Origin of the sequence: Gorillibacterium massiliense (assembly GCF_000455485.1) — a bacterium.
Taxonomy (GTDB): domain Bacteria; phylum Bacillota; class Bacilli; order Paenibacillales; family NBRC-103111; genus Gorillibacterium; species Gorillibacterium massiliense.
This window is the reverse complement of sequence record NZ_CBQR020000071.1, coordinates 67,137-84,589: the sequence shown is the minus strand read 5'-3', so window position 1 is coordinate 84,589 and position 17,453 is coordinate 67,137. Positions and strand designations below refer to the sequence as shown.

Sequence of the window (17,453 nt, the reverse complement as noted above, 5' to 3'; positions counted from 1 at the left end):
TCTTAAGCAGGGTGAAAATCTGGAAGCATGGACAGGCGCTTTCGCCCTCTGTCTCATGAACGGACTCTCGCCGGAAGCTTCGGCAGGGTTCTGCCGCCGGGTGGCTGCCTTCGCCGATCTTCCTTGGTATGATGAAGTTGCCTACGATCATTGAACGAAATCTTATATTTGGATATTTGGAGGTATACACTATGAAATCTTTTCCCGTTCTCCCCGTCGATCAGCTTGTCCGGCGGCTGGAGCATCCCGGGCGCAAAGTCCGCATTGTGCTTGACACCGACACCTATAATGAAATTGACGACCAGTTTGCCGTCGTTTACGCTTTGAAATCGCCGAAAGCCATGACCGTTGAAGCCCTTTACGCGGCTCCCTTTTACAATGAGCTTTCGGACAGTCCTGCCGACGGCATGGAGAAGAGCTACCAGGAAATTCTGAAGATCCGCAAGCTGATGAACCGGGAGGACCTTCCGGTCTACCGGGGTTCGACGAGTTATCTGCCTGCCGCCGATCAGCCCGTGGAAAGCGAAGCCGCTAGGGACCTAGTGAAACGGGCAATGGCTTCCGATCCGTCCGACCCGCTCTATGTGGTGGCCATCGGCGCCATTACCAATGTCGCCTCCGCCCTCCTCATGGAGCCGCGTATCGTTGAGCGCATCGTCCTCGTCTGGCTCGGCGGCAATGCGATGCATTGGGGGGACACCAATGAGTTCAACCTCATGCAGGATTTGCACGCCTCCCGGCTTGTCTTCGATTGCGGGGTTCCGCTGGTGCTCGTCCCTTGTCTTGGAGTAGCCACCCATCTGCAAACGTCCCAGTCCGAGTTAAGAGACTCGATCAAGGGTAAAAGTGCTATCGGCGATTATCTCTATGAAACGTATTCCCGCTGCAACGATAACCATTTCGCCTACTCCCGGGTCATATGGGATATCTCTGTCATCGCCTGGCTCAACAATCCGGAATGGTGCTGGAGCTCCCTTGTCCCCAGCCCCCATATCTCCGATGATTTGCGCTGGAGTCACGATCCGTACCGGCATCTGATCCGCACGGCCACCTTCATCCGCCGGGACGAGGTGTTCCGCGACTTGTTCCTCAAGGTTGCCGAGGCTTGAACTGGCTTGTATGAAACGGCTTAGAAACGAATCCATGTACAAATTGTGATTAATCCACTCGAATCAATGAGGTGTTCCCAATGAAACGTCCCCGCATCGCCGTCGTCGGCAGCCTGAACCTGGATCTGGTTGTCTCTGCCGAAAGAATGCCCCAGGCGGGAGAGACGATAACCGGCGAGTCTATCCACTATATACCAGGCGGCAAAGGCGCCAATCAAGCGGTGGCCTGCGCCCGACTTGGAGCCCATGTCGATATGATCGGCGCCGTCGGCGACGATTCCTTTGGAAGCTCCATGCTGGCGGAGCTGGAAAAGAACGGAGTCTCCACCGGTACCGTCTCCCGTCTTACGAACACGCCTACCGGCATCGCGTCCATCCTGCATACCCGGCAGGATAACTGCATCGTCATCGTCCCCGGCGCTAATGGCAAAGTGACACCTGGACTCGTCGAACAAGCCGCGGAAACGATCCGCCAGGCGGACATCTTGCTGGTACAACTGGAGATTCCGCTGGATGCGGTGGAAGCTGCTCTTCGCATCGCCCGTTCCGCCGGAGTGCGGACCGTGCTCAATCCGGCTCCGGCCCGCAACCTGCCGGCAGAGCTGCTAGAGTTGGCCGATTACTTTACGCCCAACGAAACGGAGTTTGCCTTCTATCGAGAGTCCATCCCGGCGAATTCAACCCCCCCTGAAGCGGAAGCGGATTGGCAGAACGGGTTGGCCGAATGGGCCCGCCACTACGGACATACGGTAATTCTGACCCGAGGCCGTGAAGGCGCCTCTTATCTGCAAGACGGCAGTTCGGTGACCATCCCTGCGCCCATCGTGCAGGCTGTGGACACCACCGGAGCGGGGGATTGCCTGAACGGCGCCCTGGGCTTCGGCCTTGCTTCTGGCTGGAGCCTGGAGCAATCCCTCCGTTTTGCGGTGAGAGCCGCTTCTCTCTCCGTCACCAAGTTCGGCGCCCAAGCCGGCATGCCGACCTTCAGCGAAGTCAATCTGTAACGAAACAGAACGGTGCCCCAAATGTCATCTCACACGCAATCGAATACCTTGGCGCGCCAATAGTGACGCGGGAAGGATTTTGGGGAGTAGGGATGATCTTCATGCAGCGGCAATCGATAAAAGGGTTGACCACAGCTGCTTGAATATGAGCAAAGTGAAATACGCTTGGGCAAACCGTTGATCGTTGCCACAAAGGCAAAGAGGCTGTCAATCTGACAGCCTCTTACTTTCTTGCCAATGTAGCAAATGATGTCCTTTTTTCTCTTGAGCACCAAAGTCTTTATTAAGGTCTAATTAATACTTTAAGTGCTTCACGTTTGTCCATCGCACGATAACCCTCTGGAACTCCGTCTAGATCTACGGTTACGTCAAAAACACGACCAGGTTCAAGTGTTCCGTCAAGGATATCTGGCAGCAATTCCTCCATGTATGAACGTGTTGGCGCCGGACCTCCTGTAAGCGTAATATTACGACCGAAAAGACTTGCAAATCCGATGGGAGCTTCCTCATACTGCGGCACTCCAACACGACTGATGACTCCTCCTGCCCGAACGGCCCCAATGCTCATCACATAAGCAGGCATTAGACCGACACATTCAAGAACGACATGCGTTCCTTCCCCATTCGTCAGCTCCCGAACTTTCGCTATGCCCTCCTCTCCGCGCTCAGAAATAACATGGGTGGCGCCGAATTCCATCCCAAGATCTGTCCGCTTCTTATGACGGCCCATGAGGATAATTTGCTTGGCACCGAGCTTCTTCGCTGATAGAACGGCAAGAAGACCAACAGCTCCATCACCAATAACGGTTACCGTCGTATTCTCATTCACGCCTCCCATCACCGCCGCATGATAGCCAGTGCCGTATACGTCCGACAATGTCAAGAGGGACGGCAGTAAAGGAGAGTTCTCATCAATTTCGTCAGGTAGCTTGAACATACTTCCTTGTGCTTGAGGCACTCGAACAAACTCCGCCTGGCAGCCGGTCATGAATCCCCCATGCACACATGAAGTCATCAATCCTTCCTGGCAAAACGGACAGGTGTTGTCGCCATAAGCAAAAGGAACGACGACCAGATCCCCTTTGCTGAATCCAGCTACTTCTGTCCCCATTTCTTCAATTCTTCCGATCACTTCATGACCCATGGCTTCGCCTTCAGCATGCTCATGGGCATGCATGTTGTGATAAGGATGCAGGTCGCTTCCGCATATGCAGGCAGCAACCACCTTTAGAATGGCATCCGTAGGTTTTTGCAATTTCGGAACAGCGACTTCATCTACGCGAACATCTCCGGCAGCGTACATTATATTTGCTTTCATACCATTTTCCACTCCTTCGTTAATTCCAAAGTCTTTTACGCTTATTCCAGCCCTTTTTTGCCATAATTCGTTAAAAACTCAACTCTTTGCGGATCTTGGTGGGAGAAAAATGAACTTTCCCCTGTATCCAGAGTTGCTATTTGATCCATATCTTCTGTTGACAGTTCAAAATCAAATACATTGAAGTTTTCTTCCATTCGATTTTTATTTACCGTTTTAGGAATCACCACCACGCCTCTCTGTATCAAGTAACGCAAAGCGATTTGTGCGGTAGATTTGTTATACTTGTTGCCGATCTCTTGTAAGGTTGCATTAGTAAACAGTTCGTTTCTGCCTTCCGCAAATGGACCCCAGGATTCGATCTGCGTATTGTATTTCTTCATGATTTCATTGGCTTTGACCTGCTGGTTGAAGACATGGGTTTCCACCTGGTTGACAGACGGAACCACTTCGCTGAACTGAACAAGATCGATATATCTGTCCGGGTAGAAATTACTAACTCCGATGGCTTTAATATTTCCTGCCTTATAGAGCTCTACCATCGCTCGGTATGTCCCATAATAATCATTAAACGGCTGATGAATCAGGACCAAATCCAGATAATCAAGTTGAAGCTTTCTCATGGATTCCTCGATCGATGCTTTGGCTTTTTCATATCCGGCATTAGAAATCCAGACTTTAGTCGTGATGAAAAACTCTTCTCTGGGCACTCCACTTTTCTGGATTGCACGACCTACAGCTTCTTCATTTCGGTAAGCTTGCGCGGTATCAATGGACCGGTATCCCACACTAATGGCATCAAGCACACATCTTTCGCATTCCGTATGATCGGGAATCTGGTAAACGCCATAGCCTAAAATCGGCATCTTTACTCCGTTATTTAAGGTTACATATTCCATTTCTTTTCCTCCTTATTACTGGGCTCCCACGATTGGATGCGGAACATACGGTTCTTCCAAAAATGAGATTTCTTCAGAAGTTAATTTAACCGATAGTGCACCTACTGAGTCCTCGAGCTGCTTCATTTTCGTTACGCCCACAATAGGAGCCGCTACCGATTCCTTCTGCATCAGCCATGCAAGTGCAATATGACTACGGGGGACGTCTCTCTTCTCTGCCACTGTCACCACTCGCTCAACGATCAACCGATCGACATCAGCAGTCGCATCATACTTTGATTTTTGAATATTGTCGGTTTCGGATCGATGAGTGGTTTCAGACCAATCGCGAATCAATCTTCCGGATGCAAGCGGACTATAAGGAGTGACCGCAATTCTTTGATCCTTACAAAGCGGCATCATCTCTCTTTCTTCCTCGCGGTAGATGAGATTAAGATGATTTTGCATGGAAACAAAACGCGTCCAGCCATTTTTCTCCGCTACATGCAGAGCCTTTTGAAATTGCCATGCATACATGGCAGAAGCCCCGATATATCTGGCCTTACCTGACTTCACCACATCATGCATGCCTTCCATCGTTTCTTCAATGGGCGTGTTGTAGTCCCAACGGTGAATAATGTAAAGATCCACATAATCGGTCCCAAGTCTTTTCAGGCTTTTATCGATTTCGCTCATAATGGCCTTTCGGGATAGCCCCGCACCATTGGGACCTTGATGCATACGCCCCCAGACCTTTGTGGCGAGGACAATTTCATCGCGGTTCGCATAATCTCCTAATGCTCGTCCAACAATCTCTTCGCTGGTTCCGCCAGCATAGATGTTCGCTGTATCAAAGAAGTTGATCCCGAGCTCGAGCGCTCTTTTAATGATAGGGCGGCTACTTTCCTCGTCGAGCACCCATTGATGCCCTCCTGGCTGAGCTTCACCAAAGCTCATGCAGCCAAGGCAAATCCGCGATACATCCATTCCTGTATTTCCTAATTTGATGTATTCCATTCGATAACCTCCATATCCATTCAATTTGTGAGAAAGGGAATCGGATCAAAAGATCGGAGCGTTAATCTTTACAGTTGATCAAACCATTCATCATCGACTGCTTCAAACCATTCTGTTGCACCGGGAGTCATGGCGAGATGGACAAACCAGCTGTCTTTGGTCGCTCCATGCCAATGCTTGACGTTAGGTGGAATATTGATTACATCACCTGTTAGGAGCAATCGGGCTGCTTTACCTTCTTCCTGGTACCAGCCTTTGCCGCCGGTGACTAAAAGCACTTGTCCAACCTGATGAGCATGCCAGTTATTGCGAGCTCCTGGAGCAAAGGTAACATTTCCAATTGCGGTATTCAGTGGTTCGGGATCCGTAAACACCATCTTTAGGTAAGCGTCTCCCGTAAAGTTTGCTTGCACCTTGTCTCCTAACGGAAAAATGGTACTGTTGCTAAGCTGTTCATTTTCCATTCCGGATTCCTTCTTTCTCTTTGTCGCCCTTCTCAAGCAGTTGCCTCGCCATTTCTAGTAGAGTTATCGAATGGTTCTGGGCTGCTTCTGTAATTCTCTTACAACGTAGCCATATCGATGACAAATCGATACCGCACATCACTGCTCAGGACACGTTCGTATGCTTCATCAACTTGGTCGGCACGAATGACTTCAATCATAGGAGCGATGCCGTGCTCTGCCGAAAAGTCGAGCATCTCTTGTGTTTCTCTGATCCCGCCAACATTGGATGCCGTAATGATCCGACGCCCGGCAAATAGGGAAAAAACATGATATTGATCCGGCTTGTTTGGCAGACCAAGATTAACTAGTGCTCCGTCCACATTAAGAATGGAGAGAAAAGCATCAACATCGATATTCGCAGATACGGTGTTTAGAATCAGATCAAATTGACCAGTCAACTCAGTGAACGTTGCGGGATCAGTGGTCACATAATAGTGACTTGCACCGAAGCCAAAGGCTTCGTCTTTTTTGTTCTGACTATGGCTCAGTACAGTAACTTCTGCACCCATCGTATGGGCAAACTGAACAGCCAAATGGCCAAGGCCCCCCATTCCCAGAACGGCAACCTTTTTCCCTGGCCCGGCGTTCCAATGTTTCAGAGGAGAGTACGTGGTAATACCTGCGCATAACAACGGGCTGGCCGCGTCCAGTTCCAAGCCGTCCGGAATACGGACAACAAACTTGTCTTTGACAACGATCTTTTGGCTATATCCACCGTATGTTAGCTCTCCGTCATAGCCAATTGAGTTAAAGACGACGACGACACCTTTTCTACAAAATTGCTCCTCACCTCTGAGGCAGAAGTCACATTCACCGCATGAGTCTACAAAACAGCCCACGCCGACCCGATCACCAACAGCGAACTTTGTCACCTCACTACCTACAGCAGCAACAATCCCCGCAATTTCATGACCCGGAACCATAGGAAGAACTCCACGGCCAAAATCATTATGAGCATTATGAATATCAGAATGGCAGATGCCGCAATATTTAATATCGATTAAGACATCGTCTGGCCGCAAATCTCTCCGTGCTATGGTCGTTTGTTCAAATGGCGCTTTTGCACTTGGTACACTTAGCGCTCGAGTAGTTATGTTTTTATGATGGTTGCACATGTGATACAACAACCCTTTCTTTAAAGGATTTAAATTTCTCATGTTTTTTATAATAATCCGCAATTTATTCGGGTTTATTTACCCCAATGCTTTGGCGAACTTCTAAATTGGGATCAAGTGCCAGCTTAACAACCAAGTCTGCTACACTTTTACGCGATACAATGGAACCTTTAAATGATTCCCCTTTAGGTGTGGTCTCATAATCAACTTCATTAGCATTGGTAAACCAGGCTGGTCTTAGAATCGTATAATTAAGATTCGAGGCTTCAATGACTACAGCGGAATCCCGATAGGGATCCAATATGCTTTTGTACTTCTCCCCCGGCACTTCTCCATAAATCCCCATGGAGCTGATAAAGATAAGTCGTCTTAAGCCAGTTGCATGCATCGCATCCACGATGGTTTCAGCCATTCGTTTTAATTGGCCGGCTAGATTGGCATACACGACATCCTGCCCGACCATGGCTTCTTTTAGTTCATCAAGATTCAACACATTGCCTTCAATGACCCTTACACGAGCGGATTCCAAGTGCTTCAGCCGTCGTGCATTGCGTAGGTAAAGCGTTAATTCCGCGTCCGTTTCCCGAAGGAATAAATCAATGACCACACGGGCAATTCCTCCGTTCGCTCCAAGGATCAGAACCTTGCTCATCGTTATCACTCCTTTAATCGAAGATAAGTGTATATTCTGGAGTTAACTCCAAGTCAAGCATTTTAAAATACAACTTGATTCATTAATGAACTTGTGTCTAAAATTATAAACAGTAACAATAAACCTGCAATGGTTAGATCCATTCGGTTTGTTAAGTAATGAACAAAAGGCGCAAAATTGTCTACTATGTCTCACAAATGAGGTGTCTCTTATGGCAAAAGTTGATCGAAGAATAAAGAAAACCCAAGATGCCCTTAAAAATGCCGTTTTAGAACTAATGGCGGAAAAGAGCTTTGACGACATTACAATTCAAGACCTTTCCGACCGTGCCAATGTCAGTCGGGGGACAATTTATCTTCACTACATGGATAAGTACGATTTATTGGACAAGCTTATCGAAACGCATATTAACGAACTAGACGACCGATGTAAGGCGGCAGCCGATTTGGATTTCGTCAGCGGGTCACTCATCTGGACAGAATATTTCGAAGACAATTACCCCTTCTTCTCGATGATGTTGGCGAGTAAAGGAGCCCCTTATTTTCGCAGTCGATTCCTCGATTTTCTGAATGCGGAGTTTAAAGATGAGGTGGATGTCACCCGGGGAAAAAACAAGGGGCTAAACAAGGAAATGCTCGTGAGGTTTGTGGCTTCTGCTTATGTGGGGGTCGTGGAATGGTGGTTCATGAATGAACGACCGATCTCCTATCAAGCATTAGCGGAACAATTAGGGGCTTTGTTGGAGAGAAATTGTGACTGATTGAAGGACGGACTGAGCGCGGATCGATAACGATATATGTTCTTGTCTTCAGACAAAAAAACCGCTCGTCACTGCGAGCGGGGGGATTGGCCCTTTGGCAAACGGATGATGAATTCATTCCGGCTCTGTTCCCGTCGGTAGGAAATCCTTCCGCCGTGTTTTGCGACAATGGTTCTGGCAATGGCAAGACCCAGCCCCGTTCCCCCGCTGGATTTCCTCGCCTTGTCGCCTTTTACGAAAGCTTCAAACAACCTTTCCCTTATCTCCGCATCCACGATGCTTCCATCGTCTCCCACGGTAATCTCGACCGCGTCTTCTATCTCATCCAACGTTACGGAGACCGACTTTCCACTCTTATTGTATTTGACGGCATTTCCGAGCAGGTTCCCGAATACCCGTTCCATCAATTTCTCATCCAGATAAACTCCGATGGCCCGGTCGGGCAGGGTGACCGTCAATTCCAATCCGGCATTCTCGATATCCTCATATGATTCCGCGCATTGTCTCCTTATAAACTCGCAAATATCCATTTTTACGGGATCGGGCACATACGCGGCGTTTTCCATCTTCAACATGGTAAACATGTCATCCGCCATTTGGTTCACTTTATCCGCCTTCGCTCCAATGATCCCGTAGTATTTCTCGAGTTCATCCGCCGCCACAATCCCTTCGTTTAATGCGGAGACGCAGCTTTGAATCGTTGCGATTGGCGTCTTCAAGTCATGGGACAGCTCCAGCACCATCCGGTTTTTCTCTTCCTGGGTTCTCCGCTTTTCGGCTTCCTCCGCCTCAACCCGTTCGATCATCAGATTGAAGGCGTCCCGAATTTGCGTAAACTCCCCCTCCGTCGCAAAATCTAACCGGATCTGTTTCCCGCCGTTTTCCACCTGCTTCATCCCCTTCGCGATCCGGTGTAGGGGCTTTTTGATTTTCCGGCTTACATACAAGCTGTGCATGACCACATTCAGGATAAAAAGCACGATCATCAGGACGAGAAAAATACCATTCATTCCGGTCATGCGAATATGGGCAAGGTTGAACGTATAGGAAACTTCAATATTCTTTCTCGGATATAGGACAAGATAGGCGGTGTTGCTGTCCGCTTTTTCATAGAATCCGATGTAAGGATTATCCGATTTTTTATTGGAACGGGTTAGATCAAGAAGATCGCTGGCAGTATAGCTGTAATCGGCTGTTTCTTTCTCACCGAAAACTTGAACAACCCGGAATTCTCCATCCAGCCTTTCCACCCAACCGCCAAACTTAGCGATCGGCTTTATATCCTTTACTTGTCCGTTTTGATCGACTACATCATACGGAAGCATCGAGCTTATATTGCCGGATGAAGCTGTAAGCAAAAACAAAATGACGCACGCCACAATGCTGATAACAGAAATACCGGCAAAGAGAATATAGCTCCCGACAAGCTTCCGGAACAGACTGCCCTTTTTGTTCATGGCCTTATTTTTCTTTTTCAAATTTGTACCCTAGCCCTTTAATCGTTTTTAGCATAACCGGTTTCTTCGGGTCCTCTTCGATTTTTGCGCGCAAATTGCTGATATGAACCATGACCGTACTTTCATCACTTCCGAAAAGATCCTCCCACGCATATTCGAAAATTTGCTGCTTCGTAAAAATCCTGCCGGGACTCTTCATAAAAAGATGAAGCATGAGATATTCGGTTTTCGTCAGCGCGATGGTGTTTCCGTTTTTCTGAACCGTACAGGACTCCGTATCCAGAACGAGATCGAATCTTTTGATGCTCGTTTCTTTTTTTTCGGGGGCTTCCCCGTAAGTATAGTTTCGCCGAAGCTGCGCCTTCACCCTGGCCACAACCTCCATCGGATTATACGGCTTGGTGATATAATCGTCGGCGCCTAGCTCCAGACCCAAAATTTTATTGTAATCCTCTGCCCGCGCCGTCATCATGATCGCAGGCACATGGCTCGTTTCGCGGATCTTGCGCAGAACCATAAACCCGTCCAGCTCGGGCATCATCACATCCAGCAATACCAGATCCGGATTCTCTTTTCGAAAAAGAACCAGAGCCTCCATGCCGTCTGCCGCCTTGACCAGCCTTATCTTTTCCCGATGGAGAAAAAGCTCCAATGCATCAAGAAGCTCTACCTCGTCATCAGCCGCTAAAATGGTATAGTTCATGATCCGCTACCTTTTCCTTTCTTTTATAGCCATGTGAACATTGCAGCCGCCGCCGAAAATAGATTCGCCATTCCGTGTATCGTCCAGCCCGGCAAGATGGAGCCATCCGAGCATTTTTCATTGATATACCCCAAGCACCATCCAACAGCACCCGTAAACAGAACGATAAGAATCGCCGCGCCGAGTCCGACAGAGGAATAGAACATAACTCCATGCATGACACCAAACAAGGTGCTTTGCATGAAGTTCCCCGCCACAAACCCAAACTTTAGGACGAATCGTTTACATAAAAAGCCTCGAAACAACAGTTCCTCCGCTAAAGCCGTATGCCCGAATGAATAGACGATTGCCGCGGGAAAGGCCGATACACCCGTTGCTGTAAATGCAGATGCGGCCGTTTCCGTCCCTCTTACCAGAAAAAGGATAAAAATCGACAGCACCATAAAACAAAACACCGATACCGTATATACATACCAGAACTTCTTCCTGACTCTTGTTTTTACCTTCTTTAACCCGATCCAGCTTAAGAAATTTTCTTCCTTCCGCGCCGTTAAGCCCCACCAGAGTATCGGGATAATCAAAAAAAGGATAAGCTGCACCAGAGTGCCGATTACTTCATTGAGAAAAAGCTGCATGATCAAATTCTCCTTCAACCGTTAATTGGATGAATTCAGATTAAATCCGCAGCCTTCATTAAACCTAAGCTCAACCTAAAGAAATGCTAAAGATTGCAGATAGGCATTCCTGGTTGATTTCACAAGGCAAGTTATATCCACCAGCATAGCCGGTGGTTTTCATCAGATCTATACGGGCATGGTACAAGTACACGCCTCAAAGGCGAGTTGGGTGGGGCTTGGGACAGCGTTGTAGCGAATACCTGCGAAGATGCAGGTATTTTCAACAAAATTACTCATTTGCGGAAAAATACCTGCGATTGTACAGGTATTTTTGTCCATTGGTTAAGAATGAATAGTTTGGGCTCGAAATACCTGTAGATTTGCAGGTATTTGCAAAAACTCCCCTCTCGAGAAGAGAAATAACGGTATATTTGCAGGTATTCATCCACTCGCGCTCCACTTCCTGCTCCTTTCAATGGTTCAACCTATGGAGACTGCTCTTATCCATCCTTTATCCTCCTTTGATTCACTTGCGCGGTTGGCAGACCGGCATTAAACTTTCCTGAACCCCCATTCAAACTGGGATAATAAATAAAAACGGCAAGGGGCTTTATGAAAAGCCCTTGCCGTTTAAACAGCGCGATAACACGCGTGCACTTTATATGTCTATAAAATCCTGTATGCTCCTACTCTTCCCAAACGATATCCCCGTACACAAGCCCTCTCGTGCCCGTTGCCACGTAGATACGCCCGAATACTCGTGGGTCGCCGGTGATGGAGCGGATGTCGCCATATTGATGGCTGTCATCATTGATTCGCAGCCAGCTAACTCCACCGTCATGGGAGCGGTAAAACCCGTAGGTTCCGCCGATCGTACCGCTGGTGAACAAGGTTTTGGTTTTGCTGCCATCAGCCGCTTTGCCAAACCCGATGCGTTTGATGAAATCTCCCGCCCGCGAAACCCGCTCACCGGAAAAGACGCGTCGTTCCGCATCGCAGGTCACCCGCCACAACCCGTACTGCTGCATAGCCAGCCAGATGACCCCGGCAGCGTCAGACTCCACGCGGATCTCGTAATGCTGTTCGCTGTCGATCCCCGCCAAATCCAACGCCGGAAAACCCTCCGGCGCATTCAATTGATGGAAGCTCTCGCCCTTGTCCACGCTTAGGTAGAAGCCTTCGCCTTCGGCATTGTCGCTGAAGCCATAAAAGACATTCGGCTGAACACGGTCGGACATGACTTTGAAGGGCAGCTTTTCCAAGGATTCGTCTGCAAGAAGATTTCCTTCCAGGTCGTAGATTTTGGACTTGCCCCATGTTTCCCCGAAGTCATGAGTATAAACCGACCGGGAGGCGTAAACCGGAAGCCCCAGCACCCAAAGGATCGTCGCCCCGTCGGCGGAGATTGCCGTCCAACCGGAGGTGACATTGGGGGTCTGCAAATAATTGGCCCAATAATCTACCGCTTCGCCAAGACCAACGGGGTTCTTCAGTTGCTCCCAATTGCGGCCTTGATCCCGAGAAACGATCAACCCGCCTTTAGTTTTACCGGTCCAGTTGCCCCGCGGCGTGGTCACGATGAAATTCGGATTCGAGTCAGGGTAATCCGCATTCATGCAGGTAATCCAGCGGTCGCCTTTATAATCAGCGAAGGTATTTTCCACCGGTTTATCCAATTCGCTGAACACAAAGCCGCCGTAATCGCCGATAATATCGATCAGATGGATATCCCCGGCGGGCGGCGAATAAATGTTCAAGTGAACGGTTTCTTCGACGCCTTTGTCGCAACAAGCCCAGGTCACGGTTTCCCCCTGATCCGCGATGGTCAAGTCACGGGTCATGAATATACCAGCTCCGGTGTTGAACAGAGCCATGTCCCGGTTGAAGGGATTGAGCTTCAAGTCCGACATCCAGTGAATGAGAGAGTTGTTGCCGTTGTGTTCCGGCTTTTGATAGGAAACGTTGAAGTCGATGTTGCCAACGACAAGCCCCAACATGATCGGCTTCCAAGTCAAACCGTAATCTGTGGATCGGTAAATCGTGTCCGCCACAGATGTAATCGTCGAACAAATCAGCGTGCCGGGAGCCTGAGGATCGGCGGATATCCCACTGATCCCATAGCCCAAGCGACGTCCGGGTGCTTCCGGGTCGTGGAAGTCCGGTTCCACTAGATTCGGCGGTGTAACATCCAGCGCTTCCACGACATTTCCTGCCGCATCCAACTCAAAGCGGAAAAGCGCGCCGTCGTAGCACTTGCCCGTATCGCAACCGTACGTATTCCAGTTGGACCAGCCGATGTTATAAGCGGCGTAGGATACGTACAAATAGCTGCCGATAAAAGCGGCCCGCTGCCCGACGTAGCCGGGATAGTCCGCCGACCCACCGATGACTGGGGCAGGTTCGCCTGCCAACGGCTTAAAAGTAGCACCCGCGTCGTTGCTGATGTAAACGCTCTGTCCGCGCACATTACCGCCGGGGGAGCCTTGCTGGCCGCTGGTCGCCACGATGATCCGCTGTGCAGGACGGCCGTTGCCGCCGCTCTTCGGATCGATCTCAATGAACGCGATGTTCGTCTCTGGGGCCTTGCCGGGAGCGCCGACCGCTAGCCGAGTCCAGGTTTTGCAGCGATCGGTGGTTTTCCAAAGGCCGTCTTCCATCGTTCCCATATAGAGGACGTTGGAATCGTAAGGATCGACTACCAGCCGTTCCCCAGTAGAGCGGCCCGGCGCGTTGCCATGCATCGTCGCTGTGTTTCCTTTTTCATCAATGACCGGCGGATCGAAGTACGTCCAATGAGCACCATAATCCTCGGAAAACGCGATCTTGTGCATCGGATACAGTCCCACCATGGCATAGATATAGCTGGGATTTTGCCGGTCAAGGGCGATGGAAAGGGGATAAGTTTCCCACACGTTCGGGTCAGTAGCGTGATCGATCAACGACACCCAGGTATCCTTGGCAAAATCGTACCGATATGTGCCGCCGATGTCCGTCCGGCAATACAAAATGTCAGGGACTTCCGGATGAAACACGAAACCGGTGACAAAACCGCCGCCCGGGACGGGGATCGATTGATAGACATACTTGCCGCTTTCCTTGGGCATTCGGTTGATTCCTCCTTTTTCAAGAAAACAAAATGATGCTATTCGTAGATTGGCAGGCTCTTCTCGGCTTTTACGAACAGAGGGATCTCATGGATCGGAGCTTCAACGCTAATGGTCTGCCCGCCTGCCAGCGTTTCGCCAGTTTTGGCATTCTTCCACGCAAGGCCCGCCGGCAAGTAAACTTCCCGGCTCCGCTGCCCCAATTCAAAGATGGGAGCAACAAGTATGTCCGGTCCGAACATATACTGGCTCTCTGCCGTCCAACAAGCCGCATCCTGCGGGAATTCGTAAAACATCGCGCGCATGACGGGAGTTCCTTTTTCATGGGCTTCGACCATGCATTCGCGGATATAGGGGCGCAGACGCTCACGCATCAGGATGAACTCTTTCATGATGTCATAATTTTCTTCGCCGTAGCTCCAAATTTCGTTGTCGCTGCCGGTGAACATTTGCGTGACGCCCTCGATCACAGCCTGCTCCGGTTGGATGTGAGGAACCCGTTCGCCGTGAAGACGCAGGACGGGAGTGAAGACGCCGAAGGCAAACCAGCGCACCAGCAGCTCTTGGAACGCAGGGTCGGTTACATAGCCGCCCAAAAATCCGCCGATATCCGTCGTCCACCAAGGAATCCCGGCGATCCCCATATTGAGTCCGGCTTGCAGTTGTTCCCGCATGGCCCGGAACGTGGAGGAAATATCCCCCGACCAGATCAGCGCGCCATACCGCTGTGAACCTGCCCAAGCGGCGCGCACCAGGTTGCAGACGCCTTCCTGTCCTTCCGCCACCATACCGTCATAGTATCCTTTTGCATACATCGCAGGATAGACGTTGGTACATTGCAGAGCAGGTCCTTGGTAATAGCGATAGTTGTCAAAATCGTAAGGACCGAACTCCGGCTCGGCTTCATCCAGCCAGAAGATACGGACTCCCTTGTCGTAGTAGTTCTTTTTGGAAACCTGCCATACGTAATCTCTGGCGCCGGGATGGGTCGCGTCAAAAAACACCGTTTCCCCCATCCAGTTCATATTGATATTCATGCCGCGGTCTGCGGAGATCAGGTAACCTTCTTCAGCCATGGGACCGTAGTTTTCCGAACGGTTGTCGATGGTCGGCCATACGGAAACCATCAACTCGGTGCCCATTTCCTTCAGCTCCGCGATCATCGCCTCAGGATCCGGCCAATCCCGCGGCTCGAACTTGAAATCGCCCTGCTTCGTCCAGTGGAAGAAATCCACCACGATGACGTCAAGCGGAATGCCACGCCGTTTGTATTCCCGGGCTACGCCCAGCAGTTCCTCTTGGGTGCTGTAACGCAGCTTGCACTGCCAGAAGCCCATGCCGAACTCCGGCATCATCGGCGCTTTACCAACGGTGTTTGCGTATTGCTCCTCGATTTGCGCCGGGGTTTTCCCTGCGGTAATGAAATAATCCAGCTTTTTCGTGCTTTCCGCGACCCATTCGGTACGGTTTGTCCCAAAGGTGACCGTGCCAATAGCCGGGTTATTCCACAAAAGGCCGTAGCCGCGGCTGGACAGCATGAACGGAACGCTGGTCTGGGAGTTGCGGTGAGCCAGCTCCAAGGTTGCGCCTTTTTTATTTAAAACCTTTTCCTGGTATTGACCCAGTCCGAAGATCTTTTCGTCTTCAAAAGCCTCGAAGCGTAAAGTAAGCCGATAATCGCTGGAACCCGTAAGCGGTTTCAGTTCCCGCCCTTCCACACGAAGCGGAGCACAGTACCGGTCGATCCGGTTGCGGTCCCGCCAATATTCTTCCGTGAGCACTTTCCCTTCGCTATCCGTAAAAGAAAGCCATCCTTCTGCATTGAAAGTCGCAGTAATTTCACCGTTGCGGATGGATGCAATTTGACTCCGTACCGTCCGGCTTGCCCGTTCTTCTTCTGGAATCCACGGTTCGATGAGCTCGACTTCTTCAATGGTAATGACCGGTGCTGCAGTCGATGCCGGTGCTCCGTCCACCAAAGCCCACTCGTTGACATCCATCGTATGTTCCTTGGTCATCCGGACGCGCAGGGAATTTTCACCCCAAGGATCGATCCAGATGGTCTCCGCACCTAATTTTCCGATCAAACGGTTTCCGATTTGGCTGAACTTCATGCCGCTCCTCCTTCACCCTTACAAGATTTGTGTTATAGTTGTATTATATTGCTTGTTTTTCTGCGATTCTTTAAGTAAATTGCCGATTACTAACACAATATTACGTTTTTGTAGGTCTGGAGCGATACCAATGAAAGCCAAGATGCTGCTAAAAGAAAAAGCGGTTCACGGAACCGCCCTTTTGCCTGCCGCCATCCACCATTTGAGCTATCCCCAGGGTGAAGACACCTTTTTTTACCTGCACTGGCATTATGAATTCGAGCTGGTTGCGGTTCTCTCCGGCGCAATTGTCTACACCGTCGAAGATGAAGAATTTTGCATCAAAGCAGGTGAAGGGTTGTTCATTTCCTCCAACCGGCTTCATGCCGCCCGGTCTCTCGATGGGATGCCTTGCGAGGCATGCGTTGTCGTCTTCCATCCCAACTTGTTTGGCGATCAGCAACAGGGGTCAGCTTACTCCAAATTCGTTTATCCCTTTCTGAAAGGGGAAGTCGAGTACCGCAAAGTTTTGACCGGCGGAGAAGCGTGGCAAAGGACGATTATCCAGCGCATGAATGAAATCGACAAGCTCAAAGACTCAAACTTGTCCGAAACCGAACTGCTGCTCAAGAGCAAGCTGTTTGAAGTCTGGCATTACCTCTACCAAAACGCTGTCCCTGCAGCCACCCCCGGAAGAGACGGAGACGGCAAAGCCTACAAAATCGACCGGATGCAGCCTGTGTTGAATTACATCCACACTTCGTATAAAGAAGAAATCGCGTTAAAAGATTTGGCCGATCTCCTTCCCATGAGCGAGGGACAGTTTTGCCATGCTTTTAAGGAAGTCACCAACATGTCCCCCATCGCCTACGTCATCCGCTACCGGATTTTGCAAAGCTGTTCCCTGCTCACGGAGACGGACTCCAAAATCGCCGATATCGCCCGCAGCGTCGGATTCAACAACATCAGCTACTTCAACCGTGAATTCGCGAAAGCCATCGGCTGCTCGCCGAGCCGATATCGGCGGGAAGGGTGAGATCAACCTGCTGCCTGCCGGGACAAGTAAATTAAGAGCCATGTAAGCGGCGTGAATTATGAAAGTTATGTCTGCGTCAATACG

15 protein-coding genes are annotated in these 17,453 nt (G+C 50.0%); 4 read left to right on the top strand and 11 right to left on the bottom strand.

Annotation, left to right across the window (positions count from 1 at the left end):
• The first annotated feature begins 191 nt into the window (after positions 1-191).
• Entirely contained in the window at positions 192-1,109 is a 918-nt protein-coding gene (locus tag TJ79_RS08170) for a nucleoside hydrolase (protein WP_040949794.1), read from the top strand.
• A gap of 80 nt (positions 1,110-1,189) precedes the next feature.
• Positions 1,190-2,113 (top strand): ribokinase, encoded by a 924-nt coding sequence (rbsK, locus tag TJ79_RS08165; protein ID WP_040949793.1) that lies wholly within the window; start codon positions 1,190-1,192, stop codon positions 2,111-2,113.
• A 283-nt stretch (positions 2,114-2,396) separates the two neighbouring features.
• Here the strand turns inward: rbsK and TJ79_RS08160 are convergent, their stop codons facing one another.
• The 6 genes from TJ79_RS08160 to TJ79_RS08135 form a co-directional block, all read right to left on the bottom strand.
• On the bottom strand, positions 2,397-3,431 hold the full coding sequence (locus TJ79_RS08160) for a zinc-binding dehydrogenase (RefSeq protein WP_040949792.1): 1,035 nt from the start codon (positions 3,429-3,431) through the stop codon (positions 2,397-2,399).
• Between the two features lie 41 nt (positions 3,432-3,472).
• On the bottom strand, positions 3,473-4,330 hold the full coding sequence (locus TJ79_RS08155; protein ID WP_040949791.1) for an aldo/keto reductase: 858 nt from the start codon (positions 4,328-4,330) through the stop codon (positions 3,473-3,475).
• Positions 4,331-4,345: 15 nt separating this feature from the next.
• Positions 4,346-5,326 (bottom strand): aldo/keto reductase, encoded by a 981-nt coding sequence (locus TJ79_RS08150; protein ID WP_040949790.1) that lies wholly within the window; start codon positions 5,324-5,326, stop codon positions 4,346-4,348.
• A 68-nt stretch (positions 5,327-5,394) separates the two neighbouring features.
• Complete coding sequence (locus TJ79_RS08145; RefSeq protein ID WP_040949789.1) at positions 5,395-5,790, bottom strand: cupin domain-containing protein; 396 nt, start codon at positions 5,788-5,790, stop codon at positions 5,395-5,397.
• A 98-nt stretch (positions 5,791-5,888) separates the two neighbouring features.
• The gene (locus tag TJ79_RS08140) at positions 5,889-6,947 is read right to left on the bottom strand and encodes an NAD(P)-dependent alcohol dehydrogenase (protein WP_040949788.1); all 1,059 of its coding nucleotides are present in this window, start codon (positions 6,945-6,947) and stop codon (positions 5,889-5,891) included.
• Between the two features lie 64 nt (positions 6,948-7,011).
• Positions 7,012-7,599, bottom strand: a complete 588-nt coding sequence (locus TJ79_RS08135) for an NAD(P)H-binding protein (protein WP_040949787.1) — start codon at positions 7,597-7,599, stop codon at positions 7,012-7,014.
• A gap of 211 nt (positions 7,600-7,810) precedes the next feature.
• Here TJ79_RS08135 and TJ79_RS08130 point away from each other — a divergent pair, with 211 nt between their 5' ends.
• A complete protein-coding gene (locus TJ79_RS08130) occupies positions 7,811-8,359 on the top strand; it encodes a TetR/AcrR family transcriptional regulator (protein WP_040949786.1) in 549 nt (182 codons plus the stop codon).
• A gap of 68 nt (positions 8,360-8,427) precedes the next feature.
• On the opposite strand, the gene TJ79_RS08125 is transcribed toward TJ79_RS08130, so the two are convergent.
• The 5 genes from TJ79_RS08125 to TJ79_RS08105 form a co-directional block, all read right to left on the bottom strand.
• Positions 8,428-9,837 (bottom strand): HAMP domain-containing sensor histidine kinase, encoded by a 1,410-nt coding sequence (locus tag TJ79_RS08125; RefSeq protein WP_040949785.1) that lies wholly within the window; start codon positions 9,835-9,837, stop codon positions 8,428-8,430.
• Positions 9,821-10,519 (bottom strand): response regulator transcription factor, encoded by a 699-nt coding sequence (locus TJ79_RS08120; protein ID WP_040949784.1) that lies wholly within the window; start codon positions 10,517-10,519, stop codon positions 9,821-9,823. Before TJ79_RS08120 ends, TJ79_RS08125 begins: the two co-directional genes overlap by 17 nt.
• Positions 10,520-10,542: 23 nt before the next feature.
• Positions 10,543-11,154 carry a CPBP family intramembrane glutamic endopeptidase gene (locus TJ79_RS08115; RefSeq protein WP_040949783.1) on the bottom strand — a complete coding sequence of 204 codons (612 nt, stop codon included), beginning with the start codon at positions 11,152-11,154 and terminating at the stop codon, positions 10,543-10,545.
• A 668-nt stretch (positions 11,155-11,822) separates the two neighbouring features.
• Positions 11,823-14,240 (bottom strand): hypothetical protein, encoded by a 2,418-nt coding sequence (locus tag TJ79_RS08110; protein ID WP_040949782.1) that lies wholly within the window; start codon positions 14,238-14,240, stop codon positions 11,823-11,825.
• A 38-nt stretch (positions 14,241-14,278) separates the two neighbouring features.
• Positions 14,279-16,354 carry a glycoside hydrolase family 31 protein gene (locus TJ79_RS08105; RefSeq protein ID WP_040949781.1) on the bottom strand — a complete coding sequence of 692 codons (2,076 nt, stop codon included), beginning with the start codon at positions 16,352-16,354 and terminating at the stop codon, positions 14,279-14,281.
• Positions 16,355-16,484: 130 nt separating this feature from the next.
• Between TJ79_RS08105 and TJ79_RS08100 the strand changes: the two genes are divergently transcribed.
• On the top strand, positions 16,485-17,369 hold the full coding sequence (locus tag TJ79_RS08100) for an AraC family transcriptional regulator (RefSeq protein WP_040949780.1): 885 nt from the start codon (positions 16,485-16,487) through the stop codon (positions 17,367-17,369).
• The last annotated feature ends 84 nt before the right edge of the window (positions 17,370-17,453 follow it).